The sequence below is a fragment of the Pseudomonas sp. GW823-FHT06E10 genome (assembly GCF_058794995.1).
Genome location: NZ_JBXAHJ010000005.1, coordinates 78824 through 102989, shown reverse-complemented (window position 1 = coordinate 102989; position 24166 = coordinate 78824). Strand labels below are relative to the sequence as shown.

Genomic DNA, 24166 nt, shown 5'->3' with positions numbered 1-24166 from the left:
GATGACATAGACTTGTCATCTTCGCTGATGATGCTTGGCGGATGTCTTGCATCCAGCCTTGCGTCACCGCCCGACCACAAGGATGTCCGCCCATGTCGCAAGGTTCTGCCCCGCGCTACCCGCTGGTGTTGGTCCCGGGAATGCTCGGGTTCATCCGGTTGGTGCTTTATCCGTATTGGTACGGGATCGTCGAGGCGTTGCGCCACGGCGGTGCGGTGGTGTTCGCGGTGCAGGTATCGCCGCTTCATTCGAACGAAGTGCGCGGCGAGCAATTGCTGGCGCGTATCGAAGAAATCCTGCGGGAAACCGGGGCCGACAAGGTCAACCTGATCGGTCATAGCCAGGGCTCGCTGACCGCCCGTTATGCAGCGGCCAAGCGCCCGGACCTGGTGGCATCGGTGACCTCGGTGGCGGGGCCGAACCATGGTTCGGAGCTCGCCGATTACCTGCACGAACATTATCCCCACGAGAGCGTCCGTGGTCGTCTGCTGTGCTTTTTGCTGCGGATCGTCGGCGCGCTGATGGGGTTGTTGGATACCGGTTACCGGGGGCCGAAGCTGCCGGTGGATATCCATGCGTCCCATCACTCCCTCACCAGCGCTGGCGTCGCGCTGTTCAACCAGCGTTATCCACAGGGGCTGCCCGACACCTGGGGCGGTCATGGGCCGGAGGAGGTCAACGGCGTGCGCTATTACTCCTGGTCCGGCACCTTGCAACCGGGCATTACCGATCGCGGGCGCAACCTGCTGGATGGCACCAACCGCAGCTGTCGGTTATTCGCTAAAACCTTCGTCCGCGAAGCCGGGCATTGCGACGGCATGGTCGGGCGCTACAGCTCGCACCTGGGCACGGTGATTGGCGATGAGTATCCGCTGGATCACTTCGATATCGTCAACCAGTCGCTGGGGCTGGTGGGCAAGGGGGCTGAGCCGATCCGGTTATTTGTCGAGCATGCGGCGCGGTTGAATGCGGCGGGGCTTTAGACCGAGTTATCGTTCATCGCGGGCAAGCCCGCTCCCACAGGTTTTCGGTCGTTCGCAACAGACGGGTTCGACACAACACCTGTGGGAGCGAGCTTGCTCGCGATGGCGTCAGATCAGGCAACACTGACCTTGCGCCCCAACACCGTCGTCCAACGCTCGGAAACGATCACCCCGCCCAAGGTCAACACCCCGCCCACCAGGTGATACATCGCCAGTTGCTCATGCAGCACCACCGCCGCAATCAATGCGGTAATCAGCGGCAGCAAATTGAAAAACTGCGTGGTCCGGCTCGGTCCCAAACGCACCACGGCCTGCATCCACGCCAGCGGCGCGACCATCGAAGCCAGCAGGCAGGCGTACAGCACCAGTGGAATGTTCTGCAGGGTCGGGCCGACTTTCGGTGAGGCGATGAACAGCGGGAACAGCACCACCACGGCCACCAGCACCTGCAGATACAGAAGCACCAGCGGCGGCAGTTTCAGTTGCCACTTTTTCAACAGGGTGCTGTAGACCGCGTAGGCCAGGGTGGCGATCAGCATCATCGCATCGCCCAGGTTGACCCCGTGTTCGAGCAATGTGCCAAGGCTGCCGGACGACACCACCACCAGGACACCTGCAAACGACAGCACCGCACCGGCCAGGGCACCCATGGTCAGGCGCTGGCCGAGGCTGATGATCGCCATGGCGAGCGACATCAGTGGCATCAGCGACAGGATGATGCCCATGTTGGTGGCCGAGGTCAGGCTCGCGGCGAAGTACGCCAGGCTTTGATAGACCGCCATGCCGAGCACACCGAGGACAAAGATCTTGCCCAGTTTCGGGCGGATCTGCGACCAATGGGTGAGCACCGGTTTGAGCATGAAGGGCGTGAACAGCATCCCGGCCAGCAGCCAGCGGTAGAAGCCGATCTCGGCGGGGAAGATCGCCCCGGCCGACATTTTGGTGATCACGGTGTTGCCGGCCCAGATAAAAATGGCCAGCAGGGGATAAGCGTATTGCATCGGGAAAAACCAGAACGTTAATGAAGGGCAATTATCCGCTTGTCTGGATGCAAGCCTATACTTCGATCCAGACAACCGGCCCCTGATGACGGACAGCATGCGCAGTAAACACATCGATCTGCTGGATTTCAGCGAATTGCCTTCGGCGGTGTACTTCCGCTACGCCGATTTCAATACCCACGAATTCGCCGCTGCGCACCGTCATCCGTGGGGCACTCTGGAGTATGCGGCCCACGGGGTGTTGCACATGGATGTCGGCGGCAGCCGTTTCCTCTCGCCGCCGCAATACGCGGTGTGGGTGCCCCCCGAAATCGAGCACAGTTTCTACAGCCACCAGCCGATCAACTACCGTGCCGTTTGCCTGGCGCCGGCGGTCTGCGAGGATCTGCCACAACAGGCCTGCACGCTCGCCATCAGTGACATCCTCAAGGCGATCCTCAAGGACTTCGCCGTCCGTGACGTCAAAATTCCCGAGCAGGCCGCGGATAAACGCCTGGCTCAGGTTCTGGTGGATCAGTTGCAACAGGCGCCGGTGCATGAGTGTTACCTGCCCTATGCCAGCACACCGGGACTGCTGGGCATATGCGAGGCCCTGCAAGCCGAACCCGGTGACAACCGGCCCTTGGCGCATTGGGCGGCGCAGGTTCACGTCAGTGAACGGACCCTGGCGCGGCAGTTTGTCCGCGAGTTGGGCATGAGTTTTGGTGAGTGGCGTCAGCGTCTGCGATTCCTGGCCGCGATTGAAGCACTGGACAGCCATCGCAGCATTCAGGAAATCGCCTTCGACATGGGCTACAGCACCGGTTCGGCGTTTATCGCGATGTTCCAGCGTCAGGCCGGGTGCACGCCCGACTACTATCGACGCAACAAGAAGTTTTAACGCACTCGTTAAGAATTTTCATACAGCATTATCCGAAACAAACTTCATGGGAACAGAATTGGGGCGCTGTAGGCTTCGATCCTCTCTCTAAGTTTGCGAGTAATGATTGTGAAAAATTTGTTGTTGAAGTCTGCGAGTAGCCAAGATTATTTCGATATAAACCAAGAGCACAGTACTCACTACAACTTTATCAAAAGCGCCATTCCCGACTGGATTGTCGATTCTTCGCTTCAGCGGGTGGGTGATTTACGCAACACACCCAAAGTTATTCCCGCCTGGAGCAAAGCGGCGTCCCATACGGAACATGTGGCAGCGAAAGAAGCCACAAAGGTCAGTTGGCAGGCGCAGAACCAGGTCGACCGGATGCTCGGGAAGCTGCAAGATGCCGAATCCTTTGCCCAGCCACTGCTGACCAATGCCCTCAAGAAGCAATTCGGTGTAGTGGTCGATGTTCGTGAAATTTTTCTGCGGTTGTATTTTTCGGCTAAAACATCCGCTTGGGCATTCAATGTCACCGGCGGTGTCGGCAGTCGAACTGTCTCGTTACTTAACGCGTCTCTGCAAAATTTTGCCGAGGGCGAAGTATTTACCAGCGACTCTGCATTTATCACCAGGCCCGACGACATCGGGCGGTTTGAAATAAAGAAGTTGGGAATAACGATCGAACAGTTCAAGACGCTGTGCCGAACTCTTGATATCGGGTCCCAATATAAAAAGTATCTGGAAAGTTATCTGGCTCCCGAAGGTGCCATGGTCCGGGAGGCGGTGCAGCACCGCATCGTCGCCAGTCAGAAAAGCGCCATGAAAGCTGCAGCACATCTGGCATTGATGAAGAAGGACATCGGGGCAGCGGCCTACCTGACCGTGTTGAACATGGTCCTGGGTAAAAAGGGACTGGTGTGGGATGGCGGTCCCGTACGTTTCTACCACTTGAGCATGCTCGACACCCGTCTGACCGGGATTGTACTGATCGCCGCCGATCTCGATATCCCCGGTGCGAATGTCCGGCGCGTCATTGCCTACGTACCGCACGATCCCGAGCATCCGCTGAAAGAGTATGCCTCGACGGCCGAGTTCGCGCTCGAACTGACTCACCAGCTACGGGGCAACGATCAGGCATCCGGCGCTTCCCGGCGCAGCTATCAGGCGTTTTTCAGTCGATTCGTGGATCATTACCAGCGTGGTCATTTCTTCGCCGCGCTCAACGCGAAACTGTGGGAAATCACTTACCACGGCACACAACCGGGCTCCAATCTGCCTGCCTGGCGCGAAACTCAAGTAGATCGCCCCGATTTGCGGATAGCCGCGGTATCGTTCGAAAACGATACCGTCAGCCGTTATAACGGCGATCCGTGGGTTTATCTCTATCAGCAGCAAGTTGACAAGATTTTTGCCGACGGGCGCGCGCTGGCCGTGACCACCGCCGATGCGGACAGTGCCGCACGTTGGGCGTGGATCGAAAACCTGGAAAAAATGCTCTCCGACATCATGCAGGTTGCCTTGCTCGTCGCGACCCCCTTTGTCCCGGTGCTCGGGGAGCTCATGCTGGGGTATATCGCTTATCAACTAGTAGACGGGGTCGTGGAAGGTGTCGTTGAACTCACCCAGGGCGAGTACGTTGAAGCGGCGGAACATCTGGTCGGCGTCGCTGAAAACCTGGTTCAGTTGGGCACGTTTGCCGTGGGCGGTGCTATCGCCACTCAAGTGGTGAAGCCCAGGCTGTCGTCCTTCCTCGAAGGCGCCCGTCAAGTCACGCTCCGAAACGGTGAGCAGCGGCTATGGGGGAAAAATCTGCAGCCGTACCTGCAACAAAACCTGCGTCTGGCGACGGATTCCAAACCTGACCTTTACGGTCTGCATCAGCATCAGGGCCGGCAGATTCTGTCTTTGGACGATGATCATTTCGAACTCAAGTTCGATTCGCAAACCGGCAAACACCGGGTTCAGCATCCGACCCGTCCCGAGGCCTATCAGCCGGTGGCGGAGAGTAACGGTACTGGCGCTTTTGTAATCGAGGGTGAAACACCTCACACCTGGGATGCCGATGCGCTGATCAAGCGACTCGGTCCGTCGGTGGAGGGGTTGACCGACAAGTTCGGCGACATTCGCACTGTCAGCCGTGCCGATGTCGGTGCGCTGGTACGCATGTACGCCGATAACGAGCGGGCGATCCCTTTGCTCAGCGATACGGTGACCCGGTTCCGGATCGACCGGGATATCCACACCTTCATCCAAAACATCGGCAGCGCCCGTGCACAGGATTATTTGCAGGCCGACCCGCTCTGGCAGTTTCAATTGCTGGACGGCTTGTGGCCCGGCAGAGCGATTGAGCTCAAGGGGGCCGATGGACGAGTGCTGTACACCATCGGGGTCGATGACGAACCTGTCTCTTTCTCTGTGAACCAACTGGCGGATACCGACCTGATCGACACCTTGCTGTTGTTTCTCGATGATGCCGAGACCCGGCAACTGCTGGGTGATGAGCCTGATGCACCGGTCGGCAGCCGCACACAAAATGCCACGCGTTTGAGGGGGCAACTCGCGCAATTGGCAGGTCGGCGCAAGGCCTCGTTGTTCGACAAACGTTACCGGGATGTCGGGCAAGCCGCCAGTGCCGAGGCAAGGTTCATCCAGGGCGAGGTTCCAGGAATGCCCGGTGTCGTTGCACAAGAGCTGGTCGCGCTGGCGCGCCCGGAGGAGTTGCAGGCGCTCAAGCTGCGCAGGCTTCCCGAGCGACTGCAAGGGTGCGCCGATTGGGCGCTCAGGGACGTGCGGATCAGCCGTGCGTACGAGGGTTTTTATCTGGAGTCGGTCGACAATCCGGACTTCGACGCCCTGGCGTTGCATTCCCTGGAAAACCTGCCGGGCTGGAATGCCAATGTGAGGATCGAGCTGCGTCACTACCGTTTCGATGGCCAACAACTGGACAGCATCGGCCCCGAGGATGCCGCCATCCGGCGTACGCTCGTCTTAAGCGAAAACGGGGTGTTCCAGGCTTGCGACGAGCAAGGCAATGCCCTGCATTCGGGCGGTGATATGTTTACCTCAATCCTGCAGGCAGTACCCGATGTCGAGCGTGATGCGTTGCGGATTCATATCGGTCAGGGCCCGGTCCTGAAGGCTGCATTGCGCGACCATGCCCTGAAACCCTACAGGCTGTTAAGTGTTCTTTCCGGTTTGCCGGAACTGAAAATTCTGACATTCGATCCGGCAATCATGCGCCTGCGCGGAGGTGCTCCCACCGTGACCGGTGAGATTGCGCAACTGCAGGACGTCGAGCGACGCGGCTTGGTTTTTGTCGATGGTGCGTTCCATCCGAGCGTCCCCTCGTTCGAACGATACAACTATCTGCGCGGGCTCAAGTTGATGGAAGAAAGCTTGCCCGACGATTGCTGGAAATTACTCTGGAATGGACTCAACAAGGCGAATGCCGATGGCTCCAATCTGCGAACGGTACAAAGTATTGAAGTACTGCCCGATCTGCAAAAGCTGATGCCGCCTGAGCAGTTCAAGGCATTGGTCGAACGGTTGTTCACCAAACACGGTCTGGTAGAGCTCACGGAGTCCGAGCGCAATCTGGGCGCCCGCGCGCGCGATCTCGAGCAAACCGGGCGGCTCGATGACTATCAGGCACTGCAACGCGCCGTGCGGGAAAACCTCCCGGTGTCCAGCGACCGATGGGTGCCGTTGCAGAAGTATGCCGCTGACCTTGAAAGCGACGTCACGACGGCCGCGCAGCCAATTGAAGTGACACCCCAGGTCATGGCCAATCTGCGACAGGCACAGCGTGCCATCCATCGAGCCAAAGAACTGTTGCCTCTGTCGGGCAACCAGTTGCCGAGCATCTGGGAAAACGGCGGTTCAGCGATCGCGAAAATCAAGGGGTTGCGAGGGCTGGATCTGCAGCAAGGCCAATTCACCGCACAGCTGTCTCTCGCCGAACACGCGCGTAAAGCCATTGAAATCAAGGGTGGCAATTGTTCGGAAAACTCCAAGGTGACCTTCGCGCTGCTGGCCAGCCAACCGAGAACCTCGCGGATCCACCTCGTCAAAGCCACCGCATTCGATCATCAGTACGTGGTCATTGGCGATGACTTGACCGATCTCAAGCAACTGGTGGTTGCCGATTCGTGGCCGGAGTTCCCTGCCGCCCATACGGCGGATAATGGTCAGTTCAAGTTTGAACTGCCGCCCATTGCAACCCTTGAGCCTGGTCCGGCCAGCGCGGATTTTGCCTTTATCAACGATGTGCCGGCAGGCCCGACGGCGCTGCCGGAGGTTTCCCGCGATAACACCATCAGGCAGATAACCGTAAACAAGCTGTACAAGTCGGGGGCTTATGCTCAATTCACGTCATTGAAGACGTTGGCGACACGATACAGTTTGCCTGGGGAAGCCTGGGTGTCGTTCGAGCGGTTGCCGGTTTCCGTGATCGAAAAGCGCCTGTCAGCCTGGCGAGACTATCAACACGCCTTCAGGAACCTGCTGGAGCAACAGTCCGCTGGTACCTCACCGGGCGAATGATCATCTGTGGCTGGAGGAAGGTGTAACAAGGCTTGACTACACTCCTCGTGAATGCCGCATCTCTCGATGCGGCGACACGGAGAAAACTCCATGAAGATAATGCGTGCCCCTTTGTTGATGATCGGTTTGCTGCTCTGTTCCCAAAGCTTCGCCGCCACAGACCAACAGAACAAGATGACCACCTGCAACGCCGAGGCGACTGCAAAAACCCTCAAGGGCGATGAGCGCAAAGCCTTCATGAGCAATTGCCTCAAGGCCACCCCGGCGGCCAACGATGCCGGCAAAGCCTTGACCCCACAGCAAGAGAAGATGAAGACCTGCAACGCCGACGCCGCCACCAAAGCCCTCAAGGGTGACGAGCGCAAGGCGTTCATGAGTGATTGCCTGAAGAAGAAATAAGATCGGTTCAAGGGCAGTGGTGGCTGTGCTGGCTCCATCGCGAGCAGGCTCGCTCCCACATTTGTCCGGTGTACTCAGTTCCACTGTGGGAGCGAGCTTGCTCCGGGCGGCGCTCCGACGATGGGGCCGCAGAAGGCGCTGCAAGAAATCCTGAACCACCACTAAGGTCGCCCCACACAATCCCTAGTGCTCGCACCGGATCGCTGGCAGACTGCCAATCCTTTTTACGCCGTTCGTTTTTGAGGCTGTATGCCAACGTTTTCTCAGCGTCAAGTCTTGCTGGTCATCAGCTGGGTCATCATTTTTGGCGGACTGCTGCTGGTCCTGCCGCTGCGGTTGCTGCCCAGCCTGCTCGCCGGGTTGCTCGTGTTCGAACTGGTCAACATGCTCACCCCGCAACTGCAACGGCTGATCGAAGGCCGGCGTGCGCGCTGGCTGGCGGTGGCGTTGCTGGGGACTCTGATTGTCAGCGTGCTGTCGCTGATCTTTGCCGGTGCCTTCAGCTTCCTGCTGCACGAGGCGGAAAACCCCGGCGCGTCCCTCGACAAGTTCATGGGAGTGGTCGACCGCGCGCGCGGGCAATTGCCGCCGTTCATCGACGCCTATCTGCCGGCCAGTGCCGCGGAGTTCCGCGTGGCGATTGGCGAATGGGTCAGCAAACACCTCAGTGATTTGCAACTGGTGGGCAAGGACGCGGCGCACATGTTCGTGACCTTGCTGATCGGCATGGTGCTGGGGGCGATCATTGCCTTGCAGCGCGTGCCGGACCTGACCAAGCGCAAACCGCTGGCCGCGGCGTTGTTCGAACGTCTGCACCTGCTGGTCCAGGCGTTTCGCAACATCGTGTTCGCTCAGATCAAGATTTCCCTGCTCAACACCGTCTTCACCGGGATTTTCCTGGCGGTGATCTTGCCGATGTTCGGTATCAAGCTGCCGCTGACCAAAACCCTGATCGTGCTGACGTTCCTGCTCGGCCTGCTGCCGGTGATCGGCAACCTGATGTCGAACACCCTGATCACCATCGTCGGTTTGTCGTTGTCGATCTGGGTCGCTGTGGCGGCGCTGGGTTACCTGATTGTTATCCACAAGCTCGAATACTTCCTCAACGCGCGCATCGTCGGCGGGCAGATCAGTGCCAAGTCGTGGGAGTTGCTGCTGGCGATGCTGGTGTTCGAGGCCGCGTTCGGCCTGCCGGGGGTGGTGGCGGGGCCGATTTACTACGCGTATCTCAAGAGTGAGTTGAAGCAGGTGGGGATGGTTTGATCCGCTGGATCTTTGTTGGCTGATCTGGCCGCATCGCGAGCAAGCTCGCTCCCACAATGGACCTGTGCTCGCAGGACTAATGTGGGAGCGAGCTTGCTCGCGATAGAGGCACCTCGGTTCTGGATCAGTCCATAGAGCCGTAACGCTTGGCCGCTTCAATCGCCAGACCGCTACCGATACTGCCAAAGATGTTCCCTTCCACATGCCGTGCATTCGGCAACATCGCCGAAACACTGTTGCGCAGCGCCGGAATCCCGCTCGAGCCGCCGGTGAAAAACACCGTATCGACCTGATCGACCCGCACATCGGCGTCTGCCAGCAATTGGGTGACGCTGTTGCGCACCCGCTCCAGCAAGCTCTCGATGGCTGACTCGAACAGCGCACGGCTCAGGTCCACGCTCAAGCCCGCTTCAATGCGATCCAGCGGCACGTGGCGATTGTCGGCGTGGGTCAGCTGGATCTTGGTTTCTTCCACTTCCATGGCCAGCCAGTGTCCGGCGCGCTGTTCGATCAACTTGAACAGGCGATCGATGCCGCCGGTGTCCTCGATGTCATAGCGCATGCTGCCCAGGGCCAGTTGCGACTTTTGCGAGTACACCGAGTTGATGGTGTGCCAGGTCGCCAGGTTCATGTGGTGACTGGTCGGCATGTAGGCGCCGCTCTTCATGCGGCTGCCGTAGCCGAACAGCGGCATCAGGCCTTGCAGGCTCAGCTGTTTGTCGAAGTCGGTTCCGCCGATGTGCACACCGCCGGTGGCGAGGATGTCCTCGTGGCGGTTATCCACACCCCGACGCTCTGGCGACAGGCGCACCAGCGAGAAGTCTGATGTACCACCGCCGATGTCCACAATCAGGACAAGCTCTTCTTTCTCGATGGTCGACTCGTAGTCGAACGCGGCGGCAATCGGTTCGTACTGGAACGAGACTTCCTTGAAGCCGATCTTGCGCGCCACGTCTACCAGGGTGTCTTCGGCTTCCTTGTCGGCCATCGGGTCATCGTCGACGAAGAACACTGGCCGACCCAGTACCACCTCTTCGAATTCCCGACCAGCGGCGGCTTCGGCGCGGCTCTTGAGTTGACCGATGAACAGCCCGAGCAGGTCCTTGAACGGCATCGCCGTGCCCAGGACGCTGGTGTCGTGCTTGATCAGCTTGGAACCCAGCAGGCTCTTGAGCGAGCGCATCAGGCGGCCTTCGTAGCCTTCCAGGTACTCGTGCAGCGCCATCCGGCCGTACACCGGGCGACGTTCTTCGATATTGAAGAAGACCACCGACGGCAGGGTGATCTTGTCGTCCTCCAGCGCGATCAGCGTTTCCACGCCGGGGCGCCGCCAGCCGACAGTGGAGTTGGACGTGCCAAAGTCGATACCCAAGGCACGGGCTGGAGATGCGTTGTTCATGTCTTTCAGGTTCCGGTTAAAAAACGGCCGCGCAGTGTATGTCAGAGCGCGCCAGATTCGAAGGCCGGTTATCTGCTAATTCTTCGCAGGCAATGCCTTGAAAGATGGGGCATCCCCCCCAAACTACCCTGCATCAACCGGACAGCCGCGGGAGTGCTCGCAAGAAGCCCCGCCTGCTGCCGATAAACTTCTGCTGCGCCGCCCGGTCACAAACTTGAGATCGGTCAAACCAATGGCTGCAAACAAGCGCATGCTGTGGCCTGTGGCGCGATTCTGATAACGGATGGTGATTCCCTCGATGGACTTCAAAGACTATTACAAGATTCTCGGTGTGGAGCCGACCGCAGACGACAAGGCGATCAAGGCCGCCTATCGCAAGCTGGCGCGCAAATACCACCCCGACGTCAGCAAGGAAAAGGATGCCGAGTCCAGGTTCAAGGATGCCTCGGAAGCCTATGAAGCGCTGAAAAGCGCCGACAAACGTGCCGAATATGATGACTTGCGTCGCTATGGCCAGCACGGCCAACCGTTCCAGGGACCTCCGGGCTGGCAGAGCCGTGGTGGCTTCGGTGGCGGTGGCCAGGACACCGGCGATTTCTCGGACTTCTTCAGTTCGATCTTCGGTAACCGTGGGCCAGGTTTTGGTGGTGGTGGACAGTCGCGTCGCAGCACCGGACGTCGAGGGCAGGACGTGGAAATGGAACTTGGGGTCTTTCTCGAAGAAACGCTGTCGACCGAGTCGAAGAAGGTGACCTTCCAGGTACCTCAGTACAACGCGGCCGGCCAGCATGTGAGCAACACCAGCAAAAGCCTGAACGTGAAGATTCCGGCCGGTGTGAGCGACGGTGAGCGCATTCGCCTCAAGGGGCAGGGTGCTCCGGGCGTGGGTGGCGGGGCCAATGGCGACCTGTACCTGACGATCCGTTTTGCGCCGCACCCGAAGTTCGACGTCGAAGGCGAGAACCTGATTATCACCTTGCCACTGGCACCGTGGGAGCTGGCGCTGGGCGCCGAAGTCGCCGTGCCGACCCTGACCGGCAAGATCAACCTCAAGGTCCCGGCCGGCAGCCAGAACGGCCAGCGCATGCGCGCCAAGGGCCATGGCCTGATGAACAAGGCCGGTGAGCGCGGTTACCTGTTCGTGCAGTTGAAGGCCGTGATGCCGAAGAAATCCGACGATGACATCAAGGCCCTGTGGCAGGAGCTGGCGAAAAAAGCCGCGTTCGACCCGCGAGAGCATTTCTGATCCCTTGGAACCGAGGAGTCACTGACTATGAGCAGTCCCCTGATCGTTCAACTGGACATGGCCGAATTCTGTGAGGCGACCGAGTTGTCGGACGTCTACGTGATCGAAATCGTCGAGCACGGCATCCTCGAACCTCAGGGCGCTCAGCCCAAGGACTGGGTTTTCAACGACTACGAGCTGACCCTGGCCAAGCGCGCCGCCAAGCTGCGGCGCGATCTGGACCTGGAATGGGAAGGCGTCGCCCTGGCGTTGGACCTGCTTGAAGAAGTCCAGCAATTGCGGGCCGAGAACCGCATGCTCAAGCAGCGATTGGGGCGCTTGGTGGTCGAATGATTTCCAACAAGCACAAAAGCATCAGACCTTTCTAGGCAAAACCACGGTAAACGTCGTGCCATCAAGCTCATGGGAGCTGACTTCAATCGTCCCCTCATGGGCGTCGACCACTTCCTTGACGATAAACAACCCCAACCCAAGGCTGGTAGTAGGTTCGCCGAGCCCTTCACTGGCGCTGCGCACCAGCGGGTCGAAAATGGTCGGGATCGCATCGGAGGGGATCGGGGCTCCGTCGTTGTGCACTGTCAGTCGGACACTGTCGATCTCCCCCTTGAGAGTCAACTTCACCTCGCGTTTGCTTGAACCATGCTGCAAGGCATTGCCGATCAGGTTCTGCAGCATCTGATCGAGCCGGCGCTGGTCCCAGGTGCCACGCGTGTCACCCTGTACATCCAGGGTCGGTTCGCATTCCGGTTGACCGGCACTGGCCCGGGCAATCGCTTCGCGCGCCGCTTCGGCCAGGTCCATGGGCGCCGGCTCGATCGGCAGACGCTTGCCCAGGCGGCTGCGCACCAGTTCAAGCAAGTCCCCGACCATCACCGCCAGGTGCCCGGTACTGCGCTGGATATTGACCGCGCACTTGAGCGCATCACCTTCGAGCACGGCTTTGCGCAGCAGTAGTTCGGTGGACATGCTCACCGCCTGCAGGGGCGCGCGCAGGTCGTGGCCGAGGATCGCCAGAAAAATGTCCCGAGAGCGATTGACCTGCTCGGCATAAGTGGCCGTGGACTCCGCCAGGGCTTCGTCGATGGCTTCGTTGAAGCGGATCATGTCCTGGAAGTAGGCCAGGTCAGGCGATTGCAGGCTGTTGACCCACAGGCGGATGACACAGGCGCGCAAGTGACGGAACTCACTGGTCATTTGCACCAGATCAAAACCCACGGTATGGCGCAGTTCGCCGTGGCTGGCACCGGCCACGTCGAGGCTGGGGGTTTTCTCCGGTCCTTCGCCGCGCGACTTGGCCGCCTGTTCGGCAGGTGTCTGGGGCTTGCACATGTCCCGCGCCGAGGCCAGCAGGATCGACCGGGCATGGTCGCGCAAGGCAGCGCTGTCCATGGTTTCGGCGGCCGGGGTGATGGTCATGGCGAACTGCTCCCACTCATCGACGATGCGATCAACATGTAACACGATGAATTCGGAAAGACGCATGGCGGTTACCTGAGCAAATCGGGGACAGCGATTCGAATAGTAGTCCCTTTGCCGGAAAAAACACGACCGCTCATGCAGCGGCATAACCGCAGGCATTTCTGGTGGTACATATCTATCGATGGCTCCTTGATTTTCGAACCTTGCGGGCCTTTTTTCAGCCTTGGCCCAACAGTAATTTGGACTTTTGTTTCAGGCGCGGGTGGATAAGTCTGTTAGCTCCAACCCAGCCATCAAGGTGAAAAAACAGTGTCTGATTTGCATGGAAGCAACTCGCTGGAAACGCCCGCCCCAAACAACGGCGTTCATTACGAGTGTGTACTGGGCGCCATACCCGACGCGATAAAAAAGGCGCCGATGTCGAGAATGAAAACCCTCGAAACACTAAGGCCCGAGATCCCCGAGTGGTACAGCGCTGCACGGGAAATCGACCGTCAATACCTGAAGGAGTTGATTGAAGAGCAGGGACGCTTGCAAGGCACTCTGGACAAGACCCTGGGCAACTTGCAACACGACATCAATGCCTTCGCCAAACCGCTGCTCAGTGCGTCGATGCAGGCGAACTTCAATACTGTGGAGAACTTCGACGCACTCAGCGTGCAACTTGAAGTACCCAGTAAAATTGCCTTTGTCATTGATACCGGGGCCAGTCGCGTTCGACAGTCCACGTTGCTGGAAGCGGCGTTGCACAATTTCGAGGAGGCAGAAACTACCGAAGACGCCTGGCGCAGCAGCTCCGGTATCTATCGCAAGGATGAGCGCGGCAGCCTCGCGCTTGAGCCCGCGATTTCCTTGCCCAGGTTTGCATCGATGTGCCGCAGCCTCGACATTGGCGGACAGTACCAGCGGCATATCAAATCCATCCTGCTGCCGACCACAGCAGAAGCGCGACGCGCCTTGCAGGACGAGTCGGTGGCCAGTGAAAAAGCCGCTTTCCAGGTGGCGTCACTGGTCGCCCGATTGAAAGGCGATATCAGCGACCATGCCTACGGCAAACTCGGGCAGATACGCGAAAGCCAGGCCGATACCACGCTGTACGACCGGCCGCTGCATGGTCATCGATTGTCGCTGATGGGCTTTCGTTTGACGGGCATCGTGCTGTTCAGTGCCGTCAGCGATCCGTCGCAGATCAAGCAGGCGATCGATGCCTTGACCCCCGACTCGGTGAAGTTCTGGAGCGAATGGTCGCAGCGCCTCTCGATATTGCCTGGTGCGGAGTACGAGCGGTTCAAATTGCTGCAGGCGTTTTTCGCCAATGGGCCGCAGGGGCTCAACGATGAGCTTTTGCGCCGCGACGACATCTACCATCAGAGTCGTTTGTCCGGCCACGTGATCGCCTATGTACCGGATGATCCGCAACATCCGCTCAAGGAATACCCTTCGCTGGCCGCGTTCATGAAAACCCTGATCGGTCAGCTGCGAGACACGCAATACCAGGCGTTTTTCAGCCGGTTCGTGGCGCAAAAGGACAAGGGGCTGTTTTTCAGCCGGGTCAACGAACGTCTGAAGACGTTTACCTGGCAGCAACGCGAGCCATTGGACATGGGGCCATGGTGGCGTGAAACGGCGGTCGAGAATCCCGATGCAGAACCCGTTACCAATCAGATCACGGGCGACCTGTGGGTGACATTGTTCGTTGAACGCCGCGACAAGGCCATCGTCGATGCCCGACGCATCGCGGTGCCGACCGGCGACGAGGACGCCAGCGCCCGCTTCAAGCGCCTGACCAGTTACCTGAACATTGGCTGGAATGTGTTCAATTTCGCCGCGATGCTGGTGCCCGGTCTGGGCGAAGCGATGCTGGGCATCATGATTGCGCAGATGCTCGCCGAGGTTGCCGAAGGCATCGAAGACTGGAGCAAAGGCGACAAGGAAGAGGCCTCTGCCTATTTCAATGGAGTGCTGATCAACTTTGCGCAGTTGGCGCTCATGGGTGCCGGTCACGGGTTGCCAGGCGGCCAGCTGACGCCGATCAAGGTCTCGCCCTTTGTCGAAGGGCTCAAGCCTGTGGAGGTCGCCGGCAAGCAGCGTTTGTGGAATCCGGACCTGACGTCATATCAACAATCGGTCACCTTGCCCAGGGATGGCGTCGTCGGTGAAAAAGGCTTGTACCGGCACCAGGATCAGGACCTGCTGCATCTCGACGACAAATGCTACGAAGTCAAACAGGACCCGAACACTGGCCAGCATCGCCTGCAACACCCCTCGCGAGCCGATGCCTATCAGCCCTTGCTGGAGCACAACGGCACCGGCCTGTGGAAAACTGAACTCGATCAACCGCTGGAATGGGATCGGCGTCAATTGCTCCAGCGTCTGGGCGCCTCGGTGGATGGGTTCAGCGATGAAACACTGGAGCAGATCCTGACCGTCAGTGGCGTTAACGAAAATGCGTTGCGCCGGCTCCACGTGGAGCACGAAACCCCACCCGCGCTGCTGACCGATACCCTCAAGCGCTTCAAGGCGTACGCCGACGCCGAAGCTTGCGCAGAGCAGATCCTGGCCGACCGGGTCGGCCAGGAGTGGGCCGATCTTGCCGTGCGCTTCATGACGGAGTTGCCGGGCTGGCCCGAGGGCAAGGCCATCGAAGTGTTCCAGGGGCCGGGCCTGTCGGGGGCGGCGTTCAAGGAGGGCTATGCCGGCGCGTTGCCCGCCGATACCTTGCAGATGACCTGGCAGGATTTGCTCGCCGGTGCGCTGCCTGCACGTGTGGTCGGGTTCCTGGATGAACAGGCCCTTCGCGAGATGCAGGGGCAGTGGTTTTCCGGAGACAAAACGGCGCGCACCAAGGCCTTGCGCGATCGCCTGGCCGAGCAGGCGCGGGGCAGCAAAAGGCGTTTGTTCGACAAGTTGTACGAGCGTCGGGAGCGTGCAGACGATCCCCGTGTGAGCTTGCTCAAGGGGCACGAGTCGTCGCTTTCGACCAGTGTGGCGCAAGCGCTTGTGGAACACGCACACCCCTCGGACCTGCAACATTGGGCCGAGAAACAGCGCGTGCCCTTGAGGTTGTCCCAACAGGCCTGGGAAGCGGCGCACCAGCTGCGAGTGGCGCGAGCGTATGAAGGCCTGTACCTCGGCGAACTGCACAACACCGACACCGAACGCCTGGAGTTGCACTCACTGGCAGCCCTGCCGGGCTGGCCCTCGGACCTGCGTCTGGAAATCCGTGAATATTCTTTTTCAGGGACGCTGTACGACAGCCTCGGCCCGCAGGACGCGCCCATCCGCAGAGTGTTGATCCAGAGTTCGGATCTCCGATATGAAGCACGGGACGCGGGCGATCAACACCTGCACGGGTTGGACAATCTGTATGCCGCCGTGCTGCACGCATTGCCCGACTCCCAGCGTGTCGCCCTGGGTTTTGAAATTCATGACGCGGCAGGCCTTGAGCAGGCAGTAAAGACAAAGCCACTGGATCGAGCTGTGCTCGAGCCGATCCTGCGCGACAATCCGGTGCTCAAACCGTCCTACGACCCGACCGTCATGCGCTTGCGCGGCGGCATGCCGGGTTATGCGCAACAGGTCCCGCGCGGCATGGGGTTGCGCCGGCGGGCTCGCTCGCTGTATCCGGCCTTCACCCCGGAGGAAATCGAAACGCTGTTGACCGGGTTCAGCCAAAACGGTGGTTCGGTCCATGAAGGCCTGGCCGCGCTGGAGGCCGAGCTCAATCAGTTGAACCGCGCCATGCAACGCTGGATGAACTCGCCGACCGAGTCCTTTCGTTTTAGCCCGGCGGGCGTGGCGCAGTGGCATGCGCGAAACAACATCTACAAAGCGCTCAGGCAATGCTGGCAGCGCACCGGGCCGGAGGGCATCGAGGCTTCCGGCATCGTGCGGCCCCAAGCGTTGAAACTGGACAATATTCCCAAGTTGAGCCAGCTGCTTGAAACCCTGCCGAGCCTCGAGGCCAACTTCGATCATGTCACCAGCCTGAGCCTGCGCGGTGGGCAGTTGCGTTCCGGGCACATGTCGTTCCTCGACTCGTTCCATCAGGTGCGCTACCTCAATCTGCAAGACAATCTGCTGACGGCCATTCCGCAAGGGCTGAAGGACATGCGTCATCTCACCGACCTGTTCCTCAACGACAACCGCATTGAGATGGATGTGCTGGCGGTGGATCGCCTGAAGAATCTGACACGCTTGAGGTCGTTGGGGCTGCGCGGCAACCCGCTGAAGCTCATTCCTGATGTCAGCCGGATGCCGCATTTGCAGGTGCTGATGCTGAGTGACGCCGGTCTGGACAGTTGGCCTGTCGGACTGTTTTCCCAATCGCGGCCTCGCAGTATTTTCATTGATCTGAGCCGCAATCCGATCAGCCGGATACCGGAAGTCGCACCCGGATCGTTTCGCGCCGAGTTGCTGGCGCGCACGGTGATCAGTCGGGGGCCGCACTGGATCTCGCCGGAAAACCTCGACACCCTCAAGTTTTACATCGAGTCGGTCGGCATGGACCCGGACCGCCCTTACCCACCCCGTGGCCTGCTCGACAGCTCGGAATGGGCGGCGGGCATGACCGAGCGGCAATGGCAGGAAAAACAGGAAGTCTGGAACGCCGTCGAGGATGAATTCGATTCGGTGCCGTTTTTCAACGAAGTCCGCAAACTCACCCAATCCGCCGACTTCAAGGCCGGCGATACCTATCAGTCGGAACTGACGGCCAAGGTCTGGCGCATGCTTGAGGCCATGGCCAGCGACACTGAACTGCGCATCAAGTTGTTCAACGAAGCCGCAACCCCCACCGAATGCGTGGATGGCGGGACGCAACTGTTCAATGCCATGGGCGTGCAGGTGATGGTTCACGAGGCCTACGCCCTCGTGCGCGCGGATCTGATCGAGACGCAATTGCTTGAGCTGGCCCTGGGTAAATCCCGGCTCGATGAACTCGGCGCCATCGCCCGTCACCGGGTGTCTGAGCGATTGGCGAAGGGAGAACAGTTCCGTCGGACCGGTGCCGATGGCGAAGTGACCGGCACTATCGATGAAGTGGAAGTACACCTGGCCTACATGACCGATCTGGCGCAGCGCCTGGATTTGCCGTGGCAGGCACGGGGCATGCAGTTTCGCAGCATCGCCGAGGTCAGCAAAGAGATGATCGAGGCAGCGCTCCAGCGGATCAAGGCGCTGGAGGAGGGTGATCTGCTGATCGACCGGGTCTTTGAGCAACCGCTCTGGAAGTCCTGGCTGGAGTCGACTTACCGCGAGGAATTGAATGGCTTGAAACGCCGGATCGACGCCACCACCGATTTGCAGGACGCGTTGCAGCGCAGGGCTGAAGGTACGCGGCTCACCACCGAGGAAAAGGCTGCAGTGGAGTTGGAAATCAAGGGGCTGTGCAGCGAATTGGACAAACCTGAAACTGACTTTGCGGATGGCCGGCTGATGACTGAAGAGGCGTATGGTCAAGCCTTGAATGACATCGACCGACAGATCACGCAGCAGCTGAAAAACCTGACCCGAGAAGCGATGACGCGGGCCAGGCTGGACCGGCTGCGGATTGGGGCCGATCAATAATCACGGAAAAAACAAAGGCCTCGACACACTGGGTGCGAGGCCTTTGTGTGGGGTGCAACAAACGGCTCAGAACAGGAAATACCGCTGCGCCATCGGCAAGGTTTGCGCTGGCTCACACCACAGCAACACGCCATCGGCCTTGACCTGATAGGTCTGCGGATCGACGTCGATGTTCGGCAGGTAGTCGTTGTGGATCAGGTCGGTTTTCTGCACGTCGCGACAGCCTTTGACCACCGCGATTTTCTTTTTCAAACCCAGGGCTTCGGGCAAGCCTGCATCCTGCGCCGCCTGGCTGATGAAGGTCAGGCTGGTGGCGTGCAGCGAACCTCCGTAGCTGGCGAACATCGGGCGGTAGTGCACCGGTTGTGGCGTCGGGATCGAGGCATTGGCGTCGCCCATCAGGCTGGCCGCGATGGCACCACCCTTGAGAATCAGCGTCGGTTTCACGCCAAAAAACGCCGGGCGCCAGAGCACCAGGTCGGCCCATTTACCCACTTCGACCGAGCCCACTTCATGGCTGATGCCGTGGGTGATCGCCGGGTTGATGGTGTACTTGGCGATGTAGCGTTTGGCGCGGAAGTTGTCGTTGCCTGCACCATCGCCGGGTAGCGGCCCGCGTTGTCTTTTCATCTTGTCGGCAGTCTGCCAGGTGCGGGTGATGACTTCGCCGACCCGCCCCATGGCCTGGCTGTCTGAGCTGATCATCGAGAACGCACCGAGGTCGTGGAGGATGTCTTCGGCGGCAATCGTCTCGCGGCGGATTCGGCTTTCGGCGAAGGCCACGTCTTCGGCAATGCTTGGGTCGAGGTGGTGGCAGACCATCAGCATGTCCAGGTGTTCATCAATGGTGTTGCGGGTGAACGGCCGGGTCGGGTTGGTGGAGCTTGGCAGCACGTTGGCAAGACCGCAGGCCTTGATGATGTCCGGCGCGTGACCGCCACCGGCACCTTCGGTGTGATAGGTGTGAATGGTGCGGCCCTTGAAGGCGGCGAGGGTGGCTTCGACGAAACCGGACTCGTTGAGGGTGTCGGTGTGGATCGCCACCTGCACGTCGAACCGGTCGGCCACGCTCAGGCAGTTGTCGATACTCGCCGGCGTGGTGCCCCAGTCCTCATGCAACTTGAGGCCGATGGCGCCGGCCTTGACCTGTTCGATTAACGGCTCGGGCAGGCTTGCGTTACCTTTGCCGGTGAGGCCGATGTTCATCGGGAAGGCATCGGCGGCCTGGAGCATGCGCGCCAGGTGCCACGGCCCGGAGGTGCATGTGGTCGCATTGGTGCCGGTGGCCGGTCCGGTGCCGCCACCGATCATGGTGGTGACGCCGCTCATCAATGCCTCTTCGATCTGCTGCGGGCAAATGAAGTGGATATGGGTGTCGATGCCGCCGGCGGTGAGGATCATGCCTTCGCCTGCGATGACTTCGGTGCTGGCGCCAATGGCGATGGTCACGTTCGGTTGCACGTCCGGATTGCCCGCCTTGCCTATGCCGGCGACCCGTCCGTCCTTGAGGCCGATGTCAGCTTTGACGATGCCCCAGTGATCGATGATCAGTGCGTTGGTAATCACCGTGTCGACCACTTCGGCGGCGAGCAGCTGGCTTTGGCCCTGGCCGTCGCGGATGACTTTGCCGCCGCCAAATTTCACTTCTTCGCCGTAGGTGGTGAAGTCCTGTTCCACTTCGATCCACAACTCGGTGTCGGCCAGGCGCACCTTGTCGCCGACGGTGGGACCGAACATGTCGGCGTAGGCTTGACGGGAAATCTTCATGTGTTCGCCTTGAGATTCAATTGAATTTGAAATCGTTCGCTGCGCTCACATCGCGAGCAAGCTCGCTCCCACAGTTGATCGCGTTCCCCTGTGGGAGCGAGCTTGTTCGCGATGGGGGCGGTACTGACAACGCATTAATCAGAGATCGCCCATGATCCGCCCGGCAAACCCGAACACCCGACGATGCCCCGCCAGATCGACCAGTTCGACCTGGCGACTCTGCCCCGGCTCGAAACGCACGGCGGTGCCGGCGGGGATGTTCAGGCGCATGCCGCGGCTGGCGGCGCGGTCGAAGTTCAGGGCGTCATTGGTTTCGAAAAAGTGGTAATGCGAACCGACCTGGATCGGCCGGTCACCGCTGTTGGCCACCGTCAGGCTGATCGTGCGGCGGCCGACGTTAAGTTCGATGTCGCCGGGCTGGATCTGGTATTCACCGGGAATCATCAATGGGCTCCTTGGAGAATCTTGTAGAAGAAGGCAGTGGGCTTGTAGCGGCCGCTCGGGTCGCAGGCGTAATCGGGAATTTCCCCGGCCCGGGTGTAACCCAGGGCTTTGTAGAAATCTTCGGCGGGCGAGCCTGCTTCAGTATCGAGGAAGAGCATGCCGCGCTTGTGTTGCAGGGCGGCCTGTTCCAGCGCACTCATCAACTGTTGGCCTAGACCACGCCGCCGGGCATGCTCGCGCACCAGCAGTTTCTGCACTTCGGCGCGGTTCAAACCGTTGGCTTTGCGGCACAACCCCAATTGCACGCTGGCTTGCACCTGTTCGTCCTTGACCACCACCCACAGCAACACATTGCCCTTGATCAGATTGTCCTGAACCTCATCGAAATAGGCGTGTGCCTGCGTCGCATCGAGATCGGCCATGAAGCCAACGCTGGCGCCATAGCCGACGGCGTCGAGTAGCAGATCAATCAGGCCCTGACGGTAGTGCGCGAAACTTTCTACATTGACGCGTCGCAGTTGGGCGGGGTTCATGGGCAATCACTCCTTGTTGGCGGCAGGTGGCTGTGCGCCAGGATTGAGGGTCAGTTGCATGAAGGTCAGGTCCAGCCAGCGACCGAACTTGGTGCCCACCTGTGGCATCTGCCCGGTGGTAATAAAACCGATGCGCTCATGCAGGCGAATCGAGGCGGCGTTGCCACTTTCGATGGCCGCGACCATGACGTGTTTGCCACAGTCTCTGGCGCGCTCGATCAGCACGTCCATCAGCTTTGGACCGAGGCCATTGCCGCGTTGATCGCTGCGCACGTAGACCGAATGCTCGACGGTGTGGCGGAAGCCGTCGAACGGGCGCCAGTCGCCGAACGAGGCGTACCCGAGCACTGTGTCGTCGGCATCGACAATCACCAGAATCGGATAAGCCTGGGATTGCCGGGCGCTGAACCAGGCCTGGCGGTTGCCGAGGTCGACCGCCTGCTCGTTCCAGATCGCCGTGGTGTTGAGTACCGCGTCGTTGTAAATGTCACGGATGGCTGGCAGGTCGGCATGCACGGCATCGCGGATGTGGTAGGTCATGGCGCGGCCTCAGGCGATGGGTTGGTGGACGGTGACCAGTTTGGTGCCGTCGGGGAACGTGGCCTCGACCTGGATTTCCGGGATCATTTCCGGGATGCCTTCCATCACTTGTTCGCGGCTCAGCAGGGTGGTGCCCAGGTGCATCAGGTCGGCCACGGTCTGGCCATCGCGGGCGCCTTCAAGCAGCGCGGCGGAAATGTAGGCCATGGCCTCCGGGTAATTGAGTTTCACGCCGCGAGCCAAACGTCGCTCGGCCACCAGGCCGGCGGTGAAGATCAGCAACTTGTCTTTTTCGCGCGGGGTCAGGTCCATCGTAGACATCCATTCGGGCAGATTAAAAAGAGTGGGATCTGCTTGCACAGAACCCCTGTAGGAGCGAGCCTGCTCGCGATGGCGTCGGCACATTCAACATAAATGGCGCCTGATACACCGCTATCGCGAGCAGGCTCGCTCCTACAGAAAAGCAATTCAGGTGTTCCATATTCTGGGTGGCAAGGCTTCACGGCCAAGCAAGACTGGGCGCAACAACTTCCAGAGTTCAATCAACCACCCCCGCGCCAACAGCGCTTCACTGGTCAGACACCGCGCCACCAACAACCCCGGCAACTGCGTCAGATCCCCGCGCACGTCATGGCTCAGCGAGCGGCAGCGCTCCAGCAGTTCGCTATCAATTTCACCCGTCACCAGCAATGTCGCAAACACCGGTTGCCCATCCAGCCCAATCGGCGAATCGAGCAAACCGTCCGCCCCGACAATGCGCTGGCGTTCGTGCCAGAGCAACTGGCCGTCGCGGCGGATATCCAGTTGTGCCTGAAAATGCCCGAGGTCGAAGCGTTCGCCACTGGCCGGACGGCCCAGGGCCACGACGTCCCAGTAGAACAAACGGGCATCGCCTTCAAGCTCAATCCCGGTGCTGAGTTCAGCCTGCGCCGCACTGAAAATGATCGTCTCCTGGGGCAACCATTCCAGTGTCGCACCGGCCGCCACCTTCAACTTCAGCTGCTGATAGGCGGGGCCGGCGGCGCGATACCACTTGGCCGCGCCGGGGCTGGTGATTTGTGCCCAGGCATCACGCTCGACGCTGGCCGAAATGTCCAGCCGATCACCGCCGGCTATTCCGCCGGGAGGGTGGACGATGATGTGCTGGCAGACCTCTGGCCCTTCTGCATACAGGTGCTTTTGCACCCGCAACGGACCTTTGTGACGGCGCTGGACCGGGCGGGTGGTGTTGTCGAACCGGGCGTAGCCCAGTTCCAGTTCGGCATGCCAACTGGGGGTAAACAAAACGCCGGATGCAGGAAGAGTCATGGTCAGTGCTTATCGAGAGGTCCTCAGGAGGGTTGCAAAGGCTGTGCCGCAGGGCATCACTGGAAGGAGAGCGCCGTTGAACGTCGCCGCGCACCAGTTGGGGGCGCTGCGTGGAAGATGGTGCGACAAAATGGTGCTTCGAGCCCTCTGTGGACAGAAGCTCAGATCGTGACCAGCCCGCGCACCCCTTCAGCTTCCATATTCTCGCCGCGACCCTGTTGCACGATTTCGCCCCGTGACATCACCAGGTATTGATCGGCCAGTTCGGCGGCGAAATCGTAGAACTGCTCCACCAGCAAAATCGCCATGTCGCCACGGGCTGCGAGTTTCTTGATCACCGCGCCGATCTCCTTGATCACCGAGGGTTGGATGCCTTCGGTGGGCTCATCGAGGATCAGCAGGCGAGGGCGGCTGGCCAGTGCACGACCGATCGCCAGTTGCTGTTGCTGGCCACCGGACAAGTCGCCGCCCCGGCGCTGCTTCATTTGCAGCAGCACCGGGAACAGCTCGTAGATGAACGCCGGCACTTCCTTCGCTTCGCTGCCGGGGAAGCGCGACAGGCCCATCAGCAGGTTCTCTTCCACGGTCAGGCGACCGAAGATCTCCCGGCCCTGTGGCACGTAGGCGATGCCGGCATGCACTCGCTGGTGCGGCTTGAAGGCGGTGATTGGTTTGCCTTCCCAATTGACCGCGCCTTCTTTGGCCGGCAGCAGACCCATCAGGCATTTGAGCAAGGTGGTCTTGCCCACGCCGTTACGCCCGAGCAGGCAGGTGACTTCACCGACCTTCACGTCAAACGTCAGGCCGCGCAGGATGTGGCTTCCGCCGTAGTACTGGTGCAGCTTTTCGACTTGCAGCATTTCCAGATTCTCCTCAGATCCCCTGTGGGAGC

At 60.0% G+C, this 24166-nt stretch carries 18 protein-coding genes; 8 read left to right on the top strand and 10 right to left on the bottom strand.

The window, feature by feature from the left end; all coding sequences use genetic code 11:
* The first annotated feature begins 92 nt into the window (after positions 1 to 92).
* Positions 93 to 983 (top strand): esterase/lipase family protein, encoded by an 891-nt coding sequence (locus tag AC1Q6Y_RS10160; protein ID WP_090452862.1) that lies wholly within the window; start codon positions 93 to 95, stop codon positions 981 to 983.
* A 113-nt stretch (positions 984 to 1096) separates the two neighbouring features.
* Here AC1Q6Y_RS10160 and AC1Q6Y_RS10155 read toward each other — a convergent pair whose 3' ends face one another.
* A complete protein-coding gene (locus AC1Q6Y_RS10155; RefSeq protein ID WP_090452864.1) occupies positions 1097 to 1984 on the bottom strand; it encodes a DMT family transporter in 888 nt (295 codons plus the stop codon).
* 97 nt (positions 1985 to 2081) lie between these two features.
* Between AC1Q6Y_RS10155 and AC1Q6Y_RS10150 the strand changes: the two genes are divergently transcribed.
* The 4 genes from AC1Q6Y_RS10150 (at position 2082) to AC1Q6Y_RS10135 (ending at position 9050) form a co-directional block, all read left to right on the top strand.
* On the top strand, positions 2082 to 2864 hold the full coding sequence (locus AC1Q6Y_RS10150) for an AraC family transcriptional regulator (RefSeq protein WP_090452866.1): 783 nt from the start codon (positions 2082 to 2084) through the stop codon (positions 2862 to 2864).
* Positions 2865 to 2966: 102 nt separating this feature from the next.
* Positions 2967 to 7388 (top strand): dermonecrotic toxin domain-containing protein, encoded by a 4422-nt coding sequence (locus tag AC1Q6Y_RS10145; RefSeq protein WP_492624504.1) that lies wholly within the window; start codon positions 2967 to 2969, stop codon positions 7386 to 7388.
* A 90-nt stretch (positions 7389 to 7478) separates the two neighbouring features.
* The gene (locus AC1Q6Y_RS10140) at positions 7479 to 7787 is read left to right on the top strand and encodes a PsiF family protein (RefSeq protein ID WP_340312286.1); all 309 of its coding nucleotides are present in this window, start codon (positions 7479 to 7481) and stop codon (positions 7785 to 7787) included.
* Positions 7788 to 8036: 249 nt separating this feature from the next.
* Positions 8037 to 9050: an AI-2E family transporter gene (locus tag AC1Q6Y_RS10135; RefSeq protein ID WP_056725372.1), complete on the top strand. Its 1014-nt coding sequence runs from the start codon at positions 8037 to 8039 to the stop codon at positions 9048 to 9050.
* 124 nt (positions 9051 to 9174) lie between these two features.
* Here the strand turns inward: AC1Q6Y_RS10135 and AC1Q6Y_RS10130 are convergent, their stop codons facing one another.
* Positions 9175 to 10449, bottom strand: a complete 1275-nt coding sequence (locus tag AC1Q6Y_RS10130) for an Hsp70 family protein (RefSeq protein ID WP_492624503.1) — start codon at positions 10447 to 10449, stop codon at positions 9175 to 9177.
* 298 nt (positions 10450 to 10747) lie between these two features.
* Between AC1Q6Y_RS10130 and AC1Q6Y_RS10125 the strand changes: the two genes are divergently transcribed.
* Positions 10748 to 11695 (top strand): DnaJ C-terminal domain-containing protein, encoded by a 948-nt coding sequence (locus AC1Q6Y_RS10125; RefSeq protein WP_057712200.1) that lies wholly within the window; start codon positions 10748 to 10750, stop codon positions 11693 to 11695.
* A gap of 27 nt (positions 11696 to 11722) precedes the next feature.
* Positions 11723 to 12028, top strand: a complete 306-nt coding sequence (locus AC1Q6Y_RS10120) for a chaperone modulator CbpM (protein ID WP_057712199.1) — start codon at positions 11723 to 11725, stop codon at positions 12026 to 12028.
* Positions 12029 to 12049: 21 nt separating this feature from the next.
* Here the strand turns inward: AC1Q6Y_RS10120 and AC1Q6Y_RS10115 are convergent, their stop codons facing one another.
* Entirely contained in the window at positions 12050 to 13177 is a 1128-nt protein-coding gene (locus AC1Q6Y_RS10115) for a sensor histidine kinase (protein WP_492624502.1), read from the bottom strand.
* A 246-nt stretch (positions 13178 to 13423) separates the two neighbouring features.
* Here AC1Q6Y_RS10115 and AC1Q6Y_RS10110 point away from each other — a divergent pair, with 246 nt between their 5' ends.
* Complete coding sequence (locus AC1Q6Y_RS10110) at positions 13424 to 18682, top strand: NEL-type E3 ubiquitin ligase domain-containing protein (protein ID WP_492624501.1); 5259 nt, start codon at positions 13424 to 13426, stop codon at positions 18680 to 18682.
* Positions 18683 to 18748: 66 nt separating this feature from the next.
* Here AC1Q6Y_RS10110 and ureC read toward each other — a convergent pair whose 3' ends face one another.
* From ureC to urtE, 7 genes are all read right to left on the bottom strand, one after another.
* Positions 18749 to 20449, bottom strand: coding sequence for an urease subunit alpha (gene ureC, locus AC1Q6Y_RS10105; protein ID WP_492624500.1), 1701 nt, complete (start codon positions 20447 to 20449; stop codon positions 18749 to 18751).
* Between the two features lie 138 nt (positions 20450 to 20587).
* The gene (locus AC1Q6Y_RS10100; RefSeq protein WP_057712195.1) at positions 20588 to 20893 is read right to left on the bottom strand and encodes an urease subunit beta; all 306 of its coding nucleotides are present in this window, start codon (positions 20891 to 20893) and stop codon (positions 20588 to 20590) included.
* On the bottom strand, positions 20893 to 21426 hold the full coding sequence (locus AC1Q6Y_RS10095) for a GNAT family N-acetyltransferase (RefSeq protein WP_090452874.1): 534 nt from the start codon (positions 21424 to 21426) through the stop codon (positions 20893 to 20895). The genes AC1Q6Y_RS10100 and AC1Q6Y_RS10095 overlap by 1 nt, the downstream gene beginning before the upstream one ends.
* 6 nt (positions 21427 to 21432) lie before the next feature.
* Positions 21433 to 21966 carry a GNAT family N-acetyltransferase gene (locus AC1Q6Y_RS10090; RefSeq protein WP_057712193.1) on the bottom strand — a complete coding sequence of 178 codons (534 nt, stop codon included), beginning with the start codon at positions 21964 to 21966 and terminating at the stop codon, positions 21433 to 21435.
* A 9-nt stretch (positions 21967 to 21975) separates the two neighbouring features.
* On the bottom strand, positions 21976 to 22278 hold the full coding sequence (locus tag AC1Q6Y_RS10085) for an urease subunit gamma (protein ID WP_057712192.1): 303 nt from the start codon (positions 22276 to 22278) through the stop codon (positions 21976 to 21978).
* 156 nt (positions 22279 to 22434) lie between these two features.
* Entirely contained in the window at positions 22435 to 23274 is an 840-nt protein-coding gene (locus tag AC1Q6Y_RS10080; RefSeq protein ID WP_492624499.1) for an urease accessory protein UreD, read from the bottom strand.
* Between the two features lie 161 nt (positions 23275 to 23435).
* Positions 23436 to 24134 (bottom strand): urea ABC transporter ATP-binding subunit UrtE, encoded by a 699-nt coding sequence (gene urtE / locus AC1Q6Y_RS10075; RefSeq protein ID WP_057712190.1) that lies wholly within the window; start codon positions 24132 to 24134, stop codon positions 23436 to 23438.
* Positions 24135 to 24166: the final 32 nt, after the last annotated feature.